The sequence below is a fragment of the Methylorubrum thiocyanatum genome, assembly GCA_014138645.1.
Classification (GTDB): Bacteria; Pseudomonadota; Alphaproteobacteria; order Rhizobiales; family Beijerinckiaceae; genus Methylobacterium; species Methylobacterium thiocyanatum.
Genome location: JACJIB010000020.1, coordinates 1 through 14632, shown reverse-complemented (window position 1 = coordinate 14632; position 14632 = coordinate 1). Strand labels below are relative to the sequence as shown.

The window sequence follows — 14632 nt, the reverse complement described above, 5'->3', positions numbered from 1 at the left end:
GCCACACGCTACGACAAACTCGCCCGAAACTTCGCCTCAGCACTCGCCCTTGCCGCCGTCATTGCCTTCTGGTGCTGATTGAGTCTCGACCCTAGTCATCCCGCGGCGGGCCTTCGACGCTCGGGTGGGCGAGGTCGGCGACCTCCACAAGAGCGTCCTCCCGCGACGCGATCGGCCCCTCGTGCGCTTGTTCTCGGATCACATCAGGAATGTCCGACATTGCCTCGATGGCACGGACGAGGAGCAACGGAACCTGCTCTCGGTGGCGACGGTCGCCCTGTGCAACGCTGCCCTGACCCCGGTGTCCGACAGCGGCTACAACCGTCCGGCGGTCGCGGCGATCGAGATCCGGCAGTTCATCGAGGCGAACCTCGATCGGACCGACCTCGGCGTCGAGCTGCTCTGCGCCCGGTTCGGGCTGTCGCGCACGCCGATCTACGCGCTGTTCGAGCCGGAAGGCGGCGTGATGACCTACATCCGCAATCGTCGTCTGGCCCGGGCGATGCGCATCCTCTCCGGCGTGGAAGGCGGCGACGCCCGCCGGATATCGAGCGTGGCTTACGCCTGCGGCTACGAGAACCTGAAGAGCTTCAGCAAGGCATTTCATGCGCGCTACGGGGTGAATCCTCGGGATGTCGACGCATCGTTTCGGGTCGGGTCCCGCTGGGAAACCGGGACGGCGCTACTGTCCTGGATCAAGGAGCTCTGAGGTGTCGTCGGTCTGCCTGCCGGGGCGCTACCTCGACGAAGTCGGTGTTGAGCGCGATTGCATACTCCGCGGCGACGCACCCGACGTGCTGGAGATCACGGGCGACCACGGCCCCGTCCCAGGCGAGCGGATCATCTGCCGGATCCCTGGGCTCGGCCTTCTCAGGGGACGTACAGCGGAACGGACTAACGGGGCATTCCGCCTGGATCTTGAGGCGGGTCCCGACCAGAGGGGCCGCCTTGCCGCGCGTCTCGCGTGGCATGCGGCCCAGGCGGATGGAGCATCGGACCGACGCGAGGCGGTCCGGGTCGTGCCGATCCGAACCGAGGTGGTCGTGATCTGGGGCGGCGCCGAAGCGCTCGGTCGACTACGCGACGTCTCCATTAACGGGGCCTCGGTCGATCTGACGCCACGTCCTGAAATTGGGACATCGGCCACGATCGGCCGGCGCCGAAGTCAGGTCGTCCGCCATACCGAAGGCGGTATCGGCGTCCGATTCATCCTCCCGCTGAGCCCTCAGGACGTGACCGAGAACATCGTTCTTTGAGCCGCCTCGGTTGCTCGGTAAGGTCGTCCATCAATTCCCTGCAGGGTCTCAAATGGGTGGAGAGCAGGCATTCAACCAGACAGCCGCCAGGGACCGCATCGCCATCGGAAGGAGACGTTCGCTGTGACGCACAGGCGCGTGCCTAGTGTGGCAGCACCCACTCAAGTGTGCATTTGCGCTACATTATATCATTACAAATATTGCCAAAATGCCTGAGGGGCTTTCTCAAGTCGTTTAGCCCCGGTAGGGCTCTTGATTGCTGTCAAGGTGACAAATGTAATAAAAGGTCATGCCCGTTGGTCTTATGTTATAGAGGCAGATAAAAATTAGATTCAATGTATGACCTAAAAGTTACTCGCAATAATTCCTATTTGTTGCGGAGAATTCCCATGAGAGCACTGGTCTGGCACGGTACTGAGGACATTCGCTGCGATACGGTCCCCGACCCCAAGATCGAGGACGAGCGCGATGCGATCATCAAGGTGACCACCTGTGCGATCTGCGGTTCGGACCTGCACCTCTACGACCACGTCATGCCCGGCATGGAGAAGGGCGACGTGATGGGCCACGAGTTCATGGGCGAAGTCGTTGAGATGGGTAAAGGGGTCAACGGCGCTCTCAGGAAAGGTGAGCGCATCGTTGTGCCGTTCACAATCATCTGTGGCGAGTGCGACCAGTGCAAGCGCGGCTACTTCTCCGTCTGCGAACGCTCGAACCGCAACAAGCATGTCGCCGACAAGGTCTTCGGACACACCACTGCGGGCTTGTTCGGCTACACCCACCTCACCGGTGGCTACCAAGGTGGACAAGCCGAGTACGTCCGCGTGCCCTTTGCCGACAAGACCCACATCAAGGTGCCGGAGCACCTGAGCGACGAGCAGGTGCTGTTCCTCGGTGACATCTTCCCGACCGGCTGGCAGGCGGCCGTGCAAGCCGACATTCAACCGACCGATACGGTTGCGATCTGGGGCGCTGGTCCAGTCGGCCAGATGACGTTGCGCTCCGCGCTCCTTCTCGGGGCCAAGCAGGTGGTCTGCATCGACAGCGTGCCCGAGCGCCTTGAGATGGCACGCGCGGGAGGGGCTATCACGATCGACAACGCGCAGGAGAGCGTGGTCGAGAGCCTCAATGAGTTGACCAGCTGCAAAGGTCCGGAGAAGTGCATCGATGCCGTCGGCATGGAGGCGCATTCGCCGCGCGCCCTGGAACACGCCTACGACCGACTGAAGCAGGCTGTAATGCTGGAGAGCGACCGCGCCGCAGTGCTGCGCGAGATGATCTATGTCTGCCGTCCCGCTGGCATCATTTCGATCCCAGGTGTCTACGGCGGGCTTGTCGACAAGCTGCCGATGGGAGCCTTGATGAACAAGGGGCTGACCATCCGCACTGGACAAACTCACGTGAACCGGTGGACGGATGACCTCGTCAAGCGCATCGACGACGGGCAGATCGACCCCTCGTTCGTCATCACCCATCGGGTCAGGCTCGATCAAGGGCCCGAGATGTACAAGACCTTCCGCGACAAGAAGGATAACTGCATCAAGGTTGTGCTTCGGCCCTGATGGGCTCCGTCGCTCGTCGCAGTGCGGCGGGCCTGCTCCTCCTCCCTCATTGCGGCACCGAGGAAGTCAGCATGTCCGATGCCATGTATCGAGGTGACCGGGGCCGAGCTCCTGTGCCCTCTTCCATACCGAGTTACCTCACCTCGGACCCGCGCCGTAGACCGGATCCTGCAAGCAGGGAACTCGCCCACGGCCTGGGCTGGTTCTCGATCGGCCTTGGTTTGACCGAAGTAGCGTTCGGCAGTGCCATTGCCCACTGGCTTGGAATGCCGCGTGCGGCCCCGGTCATCCGGGCCTACGGGGTGCGCGAACTCATACAGGGTGCCGGAATCCTGGGCTCGCGCGATCCGACACCGTGGATCTCGGCACGCGTCGCGGGAGACGCGCTCGACATCGCCACGGTCCTGCCGGGGCTTGAGGGCCATAATCCGCGCAAGGACAACGTGCTGATCGCCCTTGTGGCTTTAGTCGGCGTGACAGCCATAGACGTGATCTGCGCGCACAACCTTTCGGGGGCACCTCTCAACCCGTCCCAGAAGGTCCGGCAGGATTACCGCCGCCGCAGCGGCTTTCGCCGTCCCGCGAAGGCAATGCGAGGTGCGGCACGCGACTTCAAGCCGCCACCTGACATCATCGGCCCGGAGGCAATGCGTCCCTGGACACTGACCAACGCCTGAGGCTGGAAGGATGGCGAGCCTGATGCTGCCAGCCCTCGAACAGGCGTTGGGCGCGCTCGTCATGGGCCTCGTCCTCGCCGACATTTTCCTGACAGTCCTCTACGCGCGCATCGGGACGGGCCTGATCGCGGATAGGGTTGCCCATCTCACCTGGGCAGTCTTCCGACGTGCCGCCGATCGGTTCGGGCAGAGGCGGGACGCCGTGCTCTCCTTCTGCGGCCCGGTCATCCTCATCGTCTACGTCTTGCTCTGGGCACTGGGGCTGACCCTCGGAGCCGGCCTGATCATCCACCCCGCGCTCGGAACCGCCGTTCGAGCGAGCACCGGGGAGACGCCGGCCGACTTCATGACCGCCCTCTATGCCGGCGGCAGCAGCATGGCGATCGTAGGAGCCAGCGACTTCAAGCCGGTCACGGACGCCTATCGCGTCCTCTATCTCGTGAACTCGCTCGTCGGAATGTCGGCGACGTCGTTGGTTCTTACCTACGTCATGCAGGTCTACAGCGCACTTCGGCAGCGCAATGCGCTCGGATTGAAGCTGCATCTATTGGCGGGTGAAACGTCGGATGCCGCCGAACTCCTGGCGCGGCTCGGGCCACAGGGGCAGTTCAGCTCAGGTTACAGCCACTTAGCCGACGCCGCAGCGTCCATGGCCGAGATGAAGGAGGCGCACCACTTCTATCCTGTGCTGTTCTACTTCCGCTTCCGGCAGCCCTTCTACTCGGTCTCGGCACAGGCATTTATCGCCTTCGACACCGTGTCACTGATCCGCAGCGGGATCGCCGACCGGCAGGCGGCATGGCTGAAGGAAACCGCCGCTGTCGATGCGATCTGGCGCGTTGCCATACTGCTCGTCGTCACGCTCGAAACGACGTTTCTGCCCGGAGACCTGCCCGCCCCAGCCGACGTGAACAACGCTGAGAGCGAGGCATGGCGCGCCCGCTTCGCAGAGGCTCTTAGGCGCCTTTCGACAGCTGGCGTGGAGACGACACCCGATGAGGCAAGATTGGAGACTTACCTCGCGCTGAGGGCACAATGGCAGCCGCATATCGCACGACTGGCACCCGCGATGGCCTACCGCATCAACGAATTTGAGCCCGGCGGCCGGAAGCGTTGATGATGCGCCGTGGTCCGGGAAGTGGGTGAACTCTTTCCGTGGAATGGGGCGGCACTCTGGAGCGTCGGCTCCCTTGAAGCTCCAGAATTCATTGCAACGACCAAGCCTCTCCGTCTCGCCGGCAGAGGCCCCGGAGGTCCGCTGTACCTCCCTCAGCAGCCCTTCGTTGGTAGCATACTGAATGGCTTCTCAGGGCTGGACCCGGACATGGATTGCTTCTCGACCGGGCAACACGTCGAGACCGATCCCCGTTACGGCCTGACCTGCGCGACCTACGTTGCCGCCGCATTGAAGGGCGCCGGCATCGACATCCTGGACATCGCGACCTGGGTCCCGCGCCCGGGAGACGACGCTTGGTCGGAATGGGTGCTGGGCCTCCTTGAGGAGCACGCGCCCAAACGGGCGGAGCAATTGGCCGGGCAGAAGGCGCCGTTCCGCGTCAGACCGGACGAGATGGCGGCGGCAGCCTCCAGCGACCGCTATCCGGTCACCATGAACGAGGCGGCGGATGCCGCCTCCCACGTCCGGAAGGCCGTCGAAAGCCTACGTTGAGGTCCATCGGATCGATGCGTCGCCGATTCATCGAGGCATCGATTGCACCGCGACGACATCCTCATCGAACGATGCCCAGAGCGGTTGCGACCTCCGAGGCTCGCTCGCACCTCGGTAGTCCGTCCAACTCATCAACCACCGAACGGCGCCTCGCCGCTGATCAAGACCTCAACAACGCACGTCGGGGAAGCGGGAAGTGTTCGTCGCTTCCCGCTTCCCCGACGATCCTCCCGCCGGTGCATGGGTAGGACGCGCGATCGGCGTTCATCGCATGGGGCGTGCATCCCCGCGGGACGCGACCGAGCCGGCCGGAGGGAGAGGCGGATCGAACCCCATCGATGCACGGCAGGCCCGGGCGATGTCCATGCTGAGGTTCCGGCGTCGGATCCAATCCGTGTTCCAATCCGCGACGAGCTCGCTGAACTCGTCGACCAAGCGGGACACGGCCTCGTCGGTCACCAGCGGCAGCATACCCCAGAACACCGCCCAGAAGCGCCGTGCCGCCTCGATCGCCGCCGGGTCGTCGCGGTTCTCGATCGTGCCCAGCACCGCTGTCGTCTGCACGAGCTCGACATAGACGGACTGGCGCCGTTCGAGGAACGGCTTCCTCGCTTCCAAGGCCGACGTCTCGATGGCTTTCGACCGGTCGTCCAGGTAGCGCAACACGGCGATCAACGTCCCGCCCAACGCCAACACGCCGCCCGCACCCTTAATCGCGAGATCCAACGCCGCGACGCGCGCAGCACCCTCCGTTCAGGGGACGGAGGCATAGGACACGATCCAGATGGCCAAGCCGAGGGATAAGACCGCGACGGCGGCACAAACGACATAGGTCCTCGTCGACATGGCTTCCTCCAGGCAAGTGCCGTCGAACGAGATGGGCCACATGGGGCACGGTGGCCTTTGGACATGCGCTTCGTCGCGGAGGGGCCGATGGTACGGCGAACCGCGGTGGGACCGCAGGTTATCTCGCGCTCGCGGGTCGGTATAGTTCGCCCATACGATCCAGATCGGAGTTGTCGCCATGGGAGAGATCAACATCCCCGTAGCGCTAGGCGCGACGCAGGCCTCTCGGACACGGACGTAAGCCGGCATCCCTCCCCGGATCCAGGGTCTCCTCTCCGTCCCGGGCGCATCGTCCGCCGTTCGTGCCTCCACTCCCGAGGTTCCGATTACGACACGTTGGCCGTCCGAGCTGCCCAGCGCGATGCGACGGGGGCCAGCATCGGGATAGGACATCGTCGAGGGCGCGGCTTTCGGCCTGGAAGGAGGCACACGGCGGTGGTACACACGAAATCCGAAAACGGGCGCCGTGAGCTCCGTTTCCCTAGGGAAAGCGCGAACAGGGGTACAGTCCCCCCCTCTCCGCCAAGCCCCATTGTTTTCGCTGATAAATTTGGCGTCTTGGGCAGCGTACCCCACCATCTACCCCACCAGCGCAAAAACGCAGGACTGAGATGGCGGACGTCAGCCCCACCGTCGGCGAGCTGTTCAAGGCCAAGGCCGTCACCGACGAGCTGGTGAACGCGGCCGTCGATGCCTTCCTCTCCGATCCGGCGAAAAGCGCCCATCCGATCGCCGACGGCTACAGCCTTGACTTTGCCGCGGCCGTCGCCGGGCACGGCTGGGCGAGCTAGGTCGCGTCGGCAATCCCGAGTCGAGCCCCGGTCTAAAGCGAGCCGCCGTCCGCGCGGCGATCCTGCTGGCGCGGGCGGAGAGGGCGTGAGCATGCGGACCATCGTCGAGATCGACAACGGCAGCGCCGCAGCCATCGGCGCCGGTGGGAAGGATCTCGCCGACCTGCTGGCTCGAGCGCTCATGACCGGAAGCGATGCGGCCTGGGACCGGCTGCGGCCCTACGGCATCAATCGGATCGTCGAGCGGCATCCAACCGAACCGGCAAAGGTCGTCGTCGGCGAGCGCGAGACCACGGTGCGATGACCGACGACGAGCGCACCGCCGCCGAACTGCGCGGACTGCTCGGCTTCGCCCGCGGGCTCGGCTTGGACGAGGCGACGGTTCGGGAGATTTACGAGGCCGTCACGCGTGAGGCTGCGGCGGCCGGCGTCGGTGACGAAGAGCGAATTGCCGAGGTGCGGAAGCGGATGCTGACTGGGGCGCGAGGCGCCTGAGGTGGTCGCCACCATTCGGCGAAGCTGACGCGCGAGATCGGAGAACAGCACCCTGATTTCGTCGCGATCTGGCCTGATAGCTCCGATCAGAAGCGAATTCGAACACGGATGCCATGGCTCTCGACGTTGAAATCCCCCCAAGCGTCCCGCCACCTATGCGGCGCAGCGATGTCTACCTTCGTGTCATCAGCGCCTTAATGCTGCGCGATATGCGAAGCCGATTCGGCGGAAACTATTGGGGCTATTTGGTACAAGTTCTTTGGCCGTGCGTGCACATTGCTATCATCGTCGGTGCAATGACTTTTCGCGGCCTCAAGTCGCCTATGGGTGATAGCGCGATGGTATTCGTCGCTACAGGCGCAGTGCCAGCCTTGGCATTTCAGTATATATCGAGAGAGGTTATGAAAGGATATCTAATTCATAAGCCTCTTACTTACTTCCCTCAAGTAAAAAAATTTGACACGGTTGTTGCGCGTGTTCTGGTCGAAATTGTTAGTAGCTTCATGGGGATGACTTTGGTTATATTTGGATTGTTTTGTTTTGGTAGTGACCCAATACCAGTCGATCTATTTACTGCGATCACGGGATATTTGGCGGCAATTGCGCTAGGAATTGGCGTTGGGTGGATCAATGTTGGAATATGCTCAATTTTTCCCGGGTATGTTCTCGCTTACATATTGGTTACTTTGACACTGTATCTATCGAGCGGCGTTTATTTCTTGGCATGCTATATGCCGGCAGAAATATATTCTATCATGAAATACAATCCAATCACTCAGCTCATCGAGTGGGTTCGGCTAGGATATGATCCAACACTACCAATACAAATCGACTATCTTTACGTATTTGGCTGGATATTTGGCAGCCTCACAATCGGACTTCTGATGGAGCGCTACATCGTTCGCGCACAAGCATAATCGGATGTCGTCCTATGCCGCCGCGCTGGTCTCCGCGCTCATTGTTGTGACCCTGTGGTTTATGTCTGCGGCCTTCTTGTCTGCCCGACAGGGTCGCACATGGCGCGCCATTCTTTACCTGCTCGTCGCGAGTCTCCCCTTCGGGGTGGCAGCGATGCGGGCGGATTTGCAAAAGCACAACGTGTCGCCGGGGCAGCAGCGTCGAGCGGTGGATGGCCGAAATATGGAAAGAGCGCCCGTCGCGCACGGAGACGCTGCGTCGCGATAAGCAAGCTGATCTTCTGTTATGAGCGGAGCAAGCGTGGGCCTCTGACGCATGCTGACGGGGCCAGCTATAGAGGTCCTCGGACGCATCAGTCCCAGCTACCAACGAGGCCTATCGGCATGCACGAGCCCGCTCAGCCAGCCCCTCATGATGAGTGGGCCGAGGTTCACGGGGTTGATGGTCACCCCGTCGAGCCGTTCCACGGATGGGCGGCATGCGGCATGTACGACCTCGGCGGCGAGTTGCGGTTCGTCGGCCTAGCGCATCCGCCGTCGCATCGCGCGGGCTGGCTCGTTGATCGGAATGGGAGCTTCGCTGGAGACTCCGGCGCTCTCATCGCCCAGCCTGCGACGTATGCCGGGAGGCTGCTCGGGCAGAGTGCGTCAGACTCCATCAAGTCGGCTTTAGCGGACCCCGCCTATAGCGATCACGCGATCCACCAACTGTCCGAGTTGCACCGCTTCGACGCAGCGACCGTCGAAGCGCTCCTAGAGGGCGGTGACCTCTTGGCCGACGCGCAATTCGTGGATCTTCGTCGATACCGCGATGGCGCGCTTATGGTGCGGGGAGAGGACGTCATTCACGTCAGCCGTCACGGCGGCTTGGCCGCGATCGAGCATTATGGCTGGGACTTCGAGACGGCGGTCGCGCTCAACGCGATCAGGCTGCCGGCCGCGTTCCCCGACGATCGCGAAGTGGTGCTACGGCACATCCCGCTGACGCTGGCCCAGGAGAAAGCGCCGCCCTTCTTCCTGTGCCACGACGGCAAGCAGTGCTTCTTCCGAACGAGCGTTGCGCACCCAAAAGTTCGAACCGTCGAGCAGGGTATCGCCTACTTCCCTGGCCGGAACCTCGTCTTCCACGGCAGCGACGACCCGCAATGGGTCCGCGGAATCGTTCAGCGGGTGATGGCTCAGTACCTCGCGCTCCTGCTCCAGCTCAGCGGGCCGGAGCGAATGGCCCTTACGACAAAGCCGGAGGGTGTGGCGATCATACTCGCTGGCCGGGATGGGGGCCGCCACTTCGGGCACGCGATCATCGACGAGATGCAGGCGCTGGATCGGATGCTGGAGGTTGAGGCTAAAGGTCCGCCGCCGCGGGTCTACTACAGCACAACGCAGGGCGGCTCCGATCTCTACGGATCGATCGAAGAGTTGTACCCCGAATTGGCCGACCGCACCGCGGCGGTCGAAACCCCGATTGCCCTGCTACGCGCCGCGCTGGCTGATGCGACGCAGCCCGTTCACGTGAGCGGCCGCCTCGCGCTCCAAGCGACGCGTGACCGGATCCAGAGGGCCGCAGCGAGGGACGCCGAGGCGAGCGGCCTCGAGGAGGCGGCCGTGAGCGTTATCGCGCCCGATGGCGAGCGGCGCCCGGTGATCGCCTTCGGCCTGCGGCTGACGAACCGCCGCCCCGTGGATTTCCTTGGCTTCTACGTCCGACTGGCGCAGGCGCTCACGGAGGAGCTGGGGCCGATCATCGTCGTTTTCGACGGCATCAACGCCTCCAGCCCAGGCGGAGAAGCCGCCGCAAGGCTCTACAGCTCGGGCGCCATCATCGGCCAGAGCATCAGCGCGGGCAGCAGCGAGATCGCGACGGAACTCGCCTTTGTCGAGGACTTCATCCGTGAGGTGGCCGAGTTGCCGATCACCGTCGTGAACTGTGTGGCGACGCCGATCCGGCACAACTTGTTTTGGCTGTCCCGCTGCGACTTCACCGTGTCGCCGCTCGGGGCCGGCTTGGCGAAATCACGCTGGGCGAGCGATGTCCCCGGCTATGTGTTCGCCAGCCGCGCAAACCTCTCGTTCTGCAGCGCCTTCAACATCTATTCGAGCGATGTGTGGATGGAGGGGCCGTTCACGGCGCTGCACTACAATGCGCCTGACGACGTCCTCGACGAAGGGGACGCAGAGCGCGAATACCCAGACTCATTCATCCCGTGGCCGGTCAATTTCACGTTCCGCGACGAGGCGAAAATCATCAGCGAGATCGTGTCCTTGCTCGGGAAAAATCTTCCAACTGGCGTTGCGCAGAAGCGGTCGGCGATCGCCTGAACGCACGAAAAAAGCCCCGAGGCCGAAGCCCCGGGGCGGTGTGTGGACGGATGTGGATAGCGGGGATCAGCCGCCGCGCTTCGGCGGACCCTGCCGCTCCTGCCGCGTCTCACGCAGCAACTCGATCATCATCGACATCTTCTCCTCGATCCGGCCCAAGCGCTCCTCGAGCTTCGGCAGGCGGTTGCGATCGCGCTCCAGGCTTGCGAGGCGCTCGCCGAGCCGGAGATCGTTCTCCGTGAGACCGGCGATCTTGCTGTCGAGCCCCGCCGTATAGGTGCCGGCCCAGAAGACTTGCCCGCCGAAGGCCAGCGCGAGCCCGCACACCGCCCAGAAGGGCGCGCGCCGCGGCAGCGTCACGATGCCGTCGGCCGCTTCGCCGGAAGCCTGGAGCGTGTCGGACATTGGATCAGGCTTTCAGCAGGCGGGCGGCGCCGGCGCGGGCCAGCGTGGACAGGGGCGAGGATACGAAGAAGGCGGTGAGGATCGTGGCCTCGATCGGCACGTACTCGGGCGGCAGCGGCTCGATGGGCCAGGGGCGCGGCCCGGTGTTGTCGATGTTGAGGGTGACGGGACCGGTATTCTCTAGGGGCCCCGAGGCGTGGGCCCTCTGCGCGGAGGACGGCACCGCGGTCGGGCTCCCGGCCGGCGCCGAGAGCCCTTCGAGGCGGTGATCGCGAAGTCCCGATCGGGAATGCTTCCGAACCCAGTCACCCGGTTATGCACCGTCGAGATGAAGATCCGACGCTTCTACATGCTGATGCACAAGGTGCTCGGCTATGAACGCTGGACCAGCGTTGTCGGCCTTCGCGCGGACGAGCCTCGTCGCGTCGAGAAACAGCGCTACCGCAACGGGCTCGGAAAGGAGCGGTTCACGACGGCTATGCCGCTTGCGGATGCAGGCGTGTCGAAGCGCGACGTGCAGGCTTTTTGGTCCGAGCAGCCGTTCGACCTTCGCCTGCTGAACGTCAACGGCACCACACCGGACGGCAACTGCGACCTCTGCTTCCTGAAGTCGGAAGGCGCCATCCTCAGCACCATGCGCCGTCGGCCCGAAACAGCAGCATGGTGGATACAGCGCGAAGCGATCGCGATGGACCGCACTGTTTCGGTCGAGAGCCGAGTCGGCTACGCGCGAGCGTAGCGCCGCAACGAAGGCGGGCACGTCCCGGTAGGGCAGGGCGGGGTGATGCCCGCGCGAGAGCTTCGCGGCCTTCGGTAGCGTGTGCTCGAGATGCCCGCGCCAGCGCGCCGGGTTCTCGCCGTCGCGGTGCCCTTCGACCTTCGCTGCATCAAGGACCCGCTCGATGCGGCCGCGCACCCGGCTCGCGGTTTCGGGCTTCTCCCGCCAGATTGGCCGCAGGGCCGCCAGCACCTCCTGTGTTCCGATGTCCGAGACCGGCACAGTCCAGAGGTTCGCGGCGTAGGTTGTCAGCGTGTTGCGCCACTGCTGCCGGTGCTTCGCGTTGCGCCACTCGCCGGCGCGGTCATCCATGAAGGCGTCGGCGATCGCGGCGAAGGTCGGGGCCGTTTGTGGAGCCGGCTCGGGCGAGGGGAGGGCGGCTTGGCGCGCCGCGACCGGGTCGAGTCCCTGCGCCGCCATCGTCCGTGCCTTACCGGCCAGCTCGCGCGCCTGCGCCAGCGACACCATCCGCAGCGGTCCAAGCCCCATCTCCCGGCGCTTGCCGGCGAACCGGAAGAGATAGACCCACCGCTTGCCGCCGTTCTCGTCAACGACGAGGTATAGACCGTCGCCATCGGCGTGGCGCCCCGGCTCCGTCAGAGTCTGGACGGTCCGCGCCGAAAGCCGATTGATCGCCCGCGCCATCTACCCCACCATCTACCCCACCAGCGGACGTCGGATCTGGGCGGATCGCCTCGGACCGATCCGCGCAAATCGGTCGGCAAGCAATGGCGGGGCAATGGGATTTCGTAAACGGGCTCGGATTGGCTCGGACGGCTGCGGACTAGGGGAGGGCGGACCCCCTCTCCGCCAAGTCGCTCCCAAGTCCCTGCGATAACAGTATCTTCTTGATTGCGTAGGCTTCTGAGCGCGCTCCTGCTACGAAGGAGTGCTACGAAGCCATGAGGCAGATGGTGGGTTTGGCCCAGCGTCGGGGCATCTTCTATTTCCGTCGTACCATTCCGGAAACGCTGCGCGCCGGCATGCCGGCCGTGCTCGGAACGGCAGGGGCTGGGATCTTTGACGAAAGCGCTCCTGTCTCGCTGAAATGGAGCCGAGCAGGCCGGGAGTTCTGGGTCAGCCTTGCACCCCGCGATGAGGATGAGGCCCGAAGCCGGGCTCGCAGGCTGGACGGCGAAGCTGACGCACTGATTCGCATTGCCAAGCGCCACATCACACTCAGCGCCAAGCCGAAAATCTCTGAACTCGACGATACGACCATTCAGGGCTTGGTCACGACATTCCGCCATCACAAGCTCGCTGCGGATGAAGCTCGGCGACGCGGCGCTGAACCCCTGTGTCGTGAGGCATTCGACGCTCTCGGGCAGGAGATCGCTGCAAGGGAGGCCGAGTTGCGTGACGCCAACGCGCGCGGCGACTGTGCTGCCACCCACTTCGATATCGATGCGATGATGACCGTCCTCGATGCCGGATTGAACATCGCGTTCGGGTCACCTGCGGATCGACGCCTCTATCTGGCGTTCGTCGAAGCCGAACTCGAGGTGATGACCATCATCAGGGGTCGGCAAAGTGGGGTGACGCGACCGACGACGGCGCGGACCTCGAGCGACGAACCTCGAAGTCAGGATCGCCCTTCTCGGCCGAAGCGCGAGAAAGCGGATGGACCGACCCCTGAACAGATTCTTGAAGGTTGGAAGCGCGATCAGACGCCGACCGAGAAAACCTTCTACGCCTTCTCGAGCAAGGTGCGCCGGTGGACCGCCTTTCTCGCGGAGCGTGGTGTTACGTTCGATAGGGCCAGCCTGTCGGATGCTTCCGATTGGAAGATCGCCTCGCTCGTCGAGCGATCGGCGAAGAGCGTCTCGAACCATCTCTACGCTGTCAAAGCGATCTACGGGTGGGCCTTGGCGAATGGGAAATGCCCGGTCAACCCCTTCTCCGGGCTGAAGCAGCCTCGGGCCGCCGTCAAAGGTCGGCGACGATCCACGAAGCGCGACTTCAACAAGGAGGAAGCCGCACGCGTCCTCACCGCAGCACGAGACCGGACAGGCTATCAGCGTTGGGTCCCATGGATAGCCTGCGTCACTGGCGCCCGCATCTTGGAGATCTGCCACCTGGAGCGATCCGACATCGTATCATCGACGGGCATCTACTATTTCCGGAGGACTACCGAGTATGACAGCGAGGGCAAGGAGGCCCAGATCTCGGAAGCGAAGAAAGCGAAAAAAACCTCAAAAACCAAAGCTTGAAGCGGTTCATTCCCATACATCCGAGATTGATCGAAGAAGGCTTTCTGGATTTTGTTGCCGCTTGCAAAGACAGTGATCTATTTTCTGACGCGACGCCGGATCGCTTTGGCAATCGCGGCGGCAATGCAACGAAGGTGATCAGCCGTTGGGTAAGGGAAAAGCTAGGCATAACGGATCCGCGTATCAGCCCAAGTCATTCCTTCAGTCACAGATTTTCGACCTCGTGTAAGAACTTTAACGTCCCGCCAGAGATGAAAGACAGGCTGATGGGGCACAGCAGTGGCGAAGCTGGTGAACTTTATGGTGAAGACTATTGGATTTCGACGCTATTGGTAGAAATCAGAAAACTGCCTGTGCCGAGCGGGCTAGGATAAAAACTTATTCTCGGCAACATGGCTGGGGCGCCAGGATTCTCATCCAGCATGACCTCAACAGAAGGCATCAGATAAGTTATTGCAGTTGCAGGCGCTTTAGCTTCGTGTGCACACGCAGTGGATACGATCCTGCGATCACTGCCAAGGGCGCCCTCGGATCATCCACAGGCGGCTGTAAGGCATCCCCCTCTCGCTCACTCAAGTCGCTCTGAAGCATGCCGAAGGTCCACAAGGCGCCGATTTTGTTGAAAAACTCGGCTGTTGCAGCGGCATATCTGAGGTGATTCACTGCCGTTGTGAGGCGGGGATCGACGCAGATGATGGGACCTCGGC

At 63.1% G+C, this 14632-nt stretch carries 17 protein-coding genes and 1 pseudogene; 13 read left to right on the top strand and 5 right to left on the bottom strand.

The annotated features are described in order from the left end of the window. The first annotated feature begins 262 nt into the window (after positions 1-262). From HNR51_RS26375 to HNR51_RS26350, 6 genes are all read left to right on the top strand, one after another. Positions 263-709: a helix-turn-helix domain-containing protein gene (locus tag HNR51_RS26375; RefSeq protein WP_239681684.1), complete on the top strand. Its 447-nt coding sequence runs from the start codon at positions 263-265 to the stop codon at positions 707-709. 1 nt (position 710) lies between these two features. After that, positions 711-1256, top strand: a complete 546-nt coding sequence (locus HNR51_RS26370; RefSeq protein WP_182556935.1) for a PilZ domain-containing protein — start codon at positions 711-713, stop codon at positions 1254-1256. Between the two features lie 389 nt (positions 1257-1645). Continuing rightward, on the top strand, positions 1646-2818 hold the full coding sequence (locus HNR51_RS26365) for a zinc-dependent alcohol dehydrogenase (RefSeq protein WP_182556934.1): 1173 nt from the start codon (positions 1646-1648) through the stop codon (positions 2816-2818). 71 nt (positions 2819-2889) lie between these two features. Further along, positions 2890-3495 carry a cyclase dehydrase gene (locus tag HNR51_RS26360; RefSeq protein ID WP_182556933.1) on the top strand — a complete coding sequence of 202 codons (606 nt, stop codon included), beginning with the start codon at positions 2890-2892 and terminating at the stop codon, positions 3493-3495. 22 nt (positions 3496-3517) lie between these two features. Beyond that, positions 3518-4612, top strand: coding sequence for a two pore domain potassium channel family protein (locus tag HNR51_RS26355; protein ID WP_182556936.1), 1095 nt, complete (start codon positions 3518-3520; stop codon positions 4610-4612). A gap of 207 nt (positions 4613-4819) precedes the next feature. After that, on the top strand, positions 4820-5164 hold the full coding sequence (locus tag HNR51_RS26350; protein ID WP_182556932.1) for a hypothetical protein: 345 nt from the start codon (positions 4820-4822) through the stop codon (positions 5162-5164). Positions 5165-5428: 264 nt separating this feature from the next. Here HNR51_RS26350 and HNR51_RS26345 read toward each other — a convergent pair whose 3' ends face one another. Next, positions 5429-5890 (bottom strand): hypothetical protein, encoded by a 462-nt coding sequence (locus HNR51_RS26345; protein WP_182556931.1) that lies wholly within the window; start codon positions 5888-5890, stop codon positions 5429-5431. Between the two features lie 731 nt (positions 5891-6621). On the opposite strand from HNR51_RS26345, the pseudogene HNR51_RS26340 reads away from it, so the two are divergent. From HNR51_RS26340 to HNR51_RS26320, 5 genes and pseudogenes are all read left to right on the top strand, one after another. Then, a pseudogene (locus tag HNR51_RS26340) lies at positions 6622-6890 on the top strand (hypothetical protein). A 2-nt stretch (positions 6891-6892) separates the two neighbouring features. Further along, positions 6893-7105, top strand: a complete 213-nt coding sequence (locus HNR51_RS26335) for a hypothetical protein (protein WP_182556930.1) — start codon at positions 6893-6895, stop codon at positions 7103-7105. Then, on the top strand, positions 7102-7296 hold the full coding sequence (locus HNR51_RS26330) for a hypothetical protein (RefSeq protein WP_182556929.1): 195 nt from the start codon (positions 7102-7104) through the stop codon (positions 7294-7296). Before HNR51_RS26335 ends, HNR51_RS26330 begins: the two co-directional genes overlap by 4 nt. A gap of 113 nt (positions 7297-7409) precedes the next feature. After that, the gene (locus tag HNR51_RS26325; protein ID WP_182556928.1) at positions 7410-8213 is read left to right on the top strand and encodes an ABC transporter permease; all 804 of its coding nucleotides are present in this window, start codon (positions 7410-7412) and stop codon (positions 8211-8213) included. A gap of 384 nt (positions 8214-8597) precedes the next feature. Continuing rightward, on the top strand, positions 8598-10532 hold the full coding sequence (locus tag HNR51_RS26320) for a hypothetical protein (RefSeq protein WP_182556927.1): 1935 nt from the start codon (positions 8598-8600) through the stop codon (positions 10530-10532). 66 nt (positions 10533-10598) lie between these two features. Here the strand turns inward: HNR51_RS26320 and HNR51_RS26315 are convergent, their stop codons facing one another. From HNR51_RS26315 to HNR51_RS26885, 3 genes are all read right to left on the bottom strand, one after another. Beyond that, on the bottom strand, positions 10599-10937 hold the full coding sequence (locus HNR51_RS26315; RefSeq protein ID WP_182556926.1) for a hypothetical protein: 339 nt from the start codon (positions 10935-10937) through the stop codon (positions 10599-10601). Between the two features lie 4 nt (positions 10938-10941). Then, on the bottom strand, positions 10942-11160 hold the full coding sequence (locus tag HNR51_RS26310) for a hypothetical protein (RefSeq protein WP_182556938.1): 219 nt from the start codon (positions 11158-11160) through the stop codon (positions 10942-10944). A 90-nt stretch (positions 11161-11250) separates the two neighbouring features. Then, positions 11251-12360, bottom strand: coding sequence for a tyrosine-type recombinase/integrase (locus tag HNR51_RS26885; protein ID WP_239681687.1), 1110 nt, complete (start codon positions 12358-12360; stop codon positions 11251-11253). Positions 12361-12617: 257 nt separating this feature from the next. Here HNR51_RS26885 and HNR51_RS26300 point away from each other — a divergent pair, with 257 nt between their 5' ends. Further along, entirely contained in the window at positions 12618-13925 is a 1308-nt protein-coding gene (locus tag HNR51_RS26300; RefSeq protein WP_182556925.1) for a site-specific integrase, read from the top strand. Continuing rightward, entirely contained in the window at positions 13922-14299 is a 378-nt protein-coding gene (locus tag HNR51_RS26295) for a site-specific integrase (RefSeq protein WP_182556924.1), read from the top strand. Before HNR51_RS26300 ends, HNR51_RS26295 begins: the two co-directional genes overlap by 4 nt. 76 nt (positions 14300-14375) lie before the next feature. Here the strand turns inward: HNR51_RS26295 and HNR51_RS26580 are convergent. Then, positions 14376-14632, bottom strand: a 257-nt coding sequence (locus HNR51_RS26580; protein ID WP_210280271.1) for a hypothetical protein, incomplete at its 5' end; no start/stop codon positions are given.

What these genes read in the sequence shown, in the direction of transcription:
- HNR51_RS26365 (WP_182556934.1), top strand. Translation starts at nt 1,646, where the DNA reads ATGAGAGCACTGGTCTGGCACGGTACTGAGGACATTCGCTGCGATACG.
- HNR51_RS26360 (WP_182556933.1), top strand. Translation starts at nt 2,890, where the DNA reads ATGTCCGATGCCATGTATCGAGGTGACCGGGGCCGAGCTCCTGTGCCC.
- HNR51_RS26355 (WP_182556936.1), top strand. Translation starts at nt 3,518, where the DNA reads ATGCTGCCAGCCCTCGAACAGGCGTTGGGCGCGCTCGTCATGGGCCTC.
- HNR51_RS26350 (WP_182556932.1), top strand. Translation starts at nt 4,820, where the DNA reads ATGGATTGCTTCTCGACCGGGCAACACGTCGAGACCGATCCCCGTTAC.
- HNR51_RS26335 (WP_182556930.1), top strand. Translation starts at nt 6,893, where the DNA reads ATGCGGACCATCGTCGAGATCGACAACGGCAGCGCCGCAGCCATCGGC.
- HNR51_RS26330 (WP_182556929.1), top strand. Translation starts at nt 7,102, where the DNA reads ATGACCGACGACGAGCGCACCGCCGCCGAACTGCGCGGACTGCTCGGC.
- HNR51_RS26325 (WP_182556928.1), top strand. Translation starts at nt 7,410, where the DNA reads ATGGCTCTCGACGTTGAAATCCCCCCAAGCGTCCCGCCACCTATGCGG.
- HNR51_RS26320 (WP_182556927.1), top strand. Translation starts at nt 8,598, where the DNA reads ATGCACGAGCCCGCTCAGCCAGCCCCTCATGATGAGTGGGCCGAGGTT.
- HNR51_RS26315 (WP_182556926.1), bottom strand. Translation starts at nt 10,937, where the DNA reads ATGTCCGACACGCTCCAGGCTTCCGGCGAAGCGGCCGACGGCATCGTG.
- HNR51_RS26885 (WP_239681687.1), bottom strand. Translation starts at nt 12,360, where the DNA reads ATGGCGCGGGCGATCAATCGGCTTTCGGCGCGGACCGTCCAGACTCTG.
- HNR51_RS26300 (WP_182556925.1), top strand. Translation starts at nt 12,618, where the DNA reads ATGAGGCAGATGGTGGGTTTGGCCCAGCGTCGGGGCATCTTCTATTTC.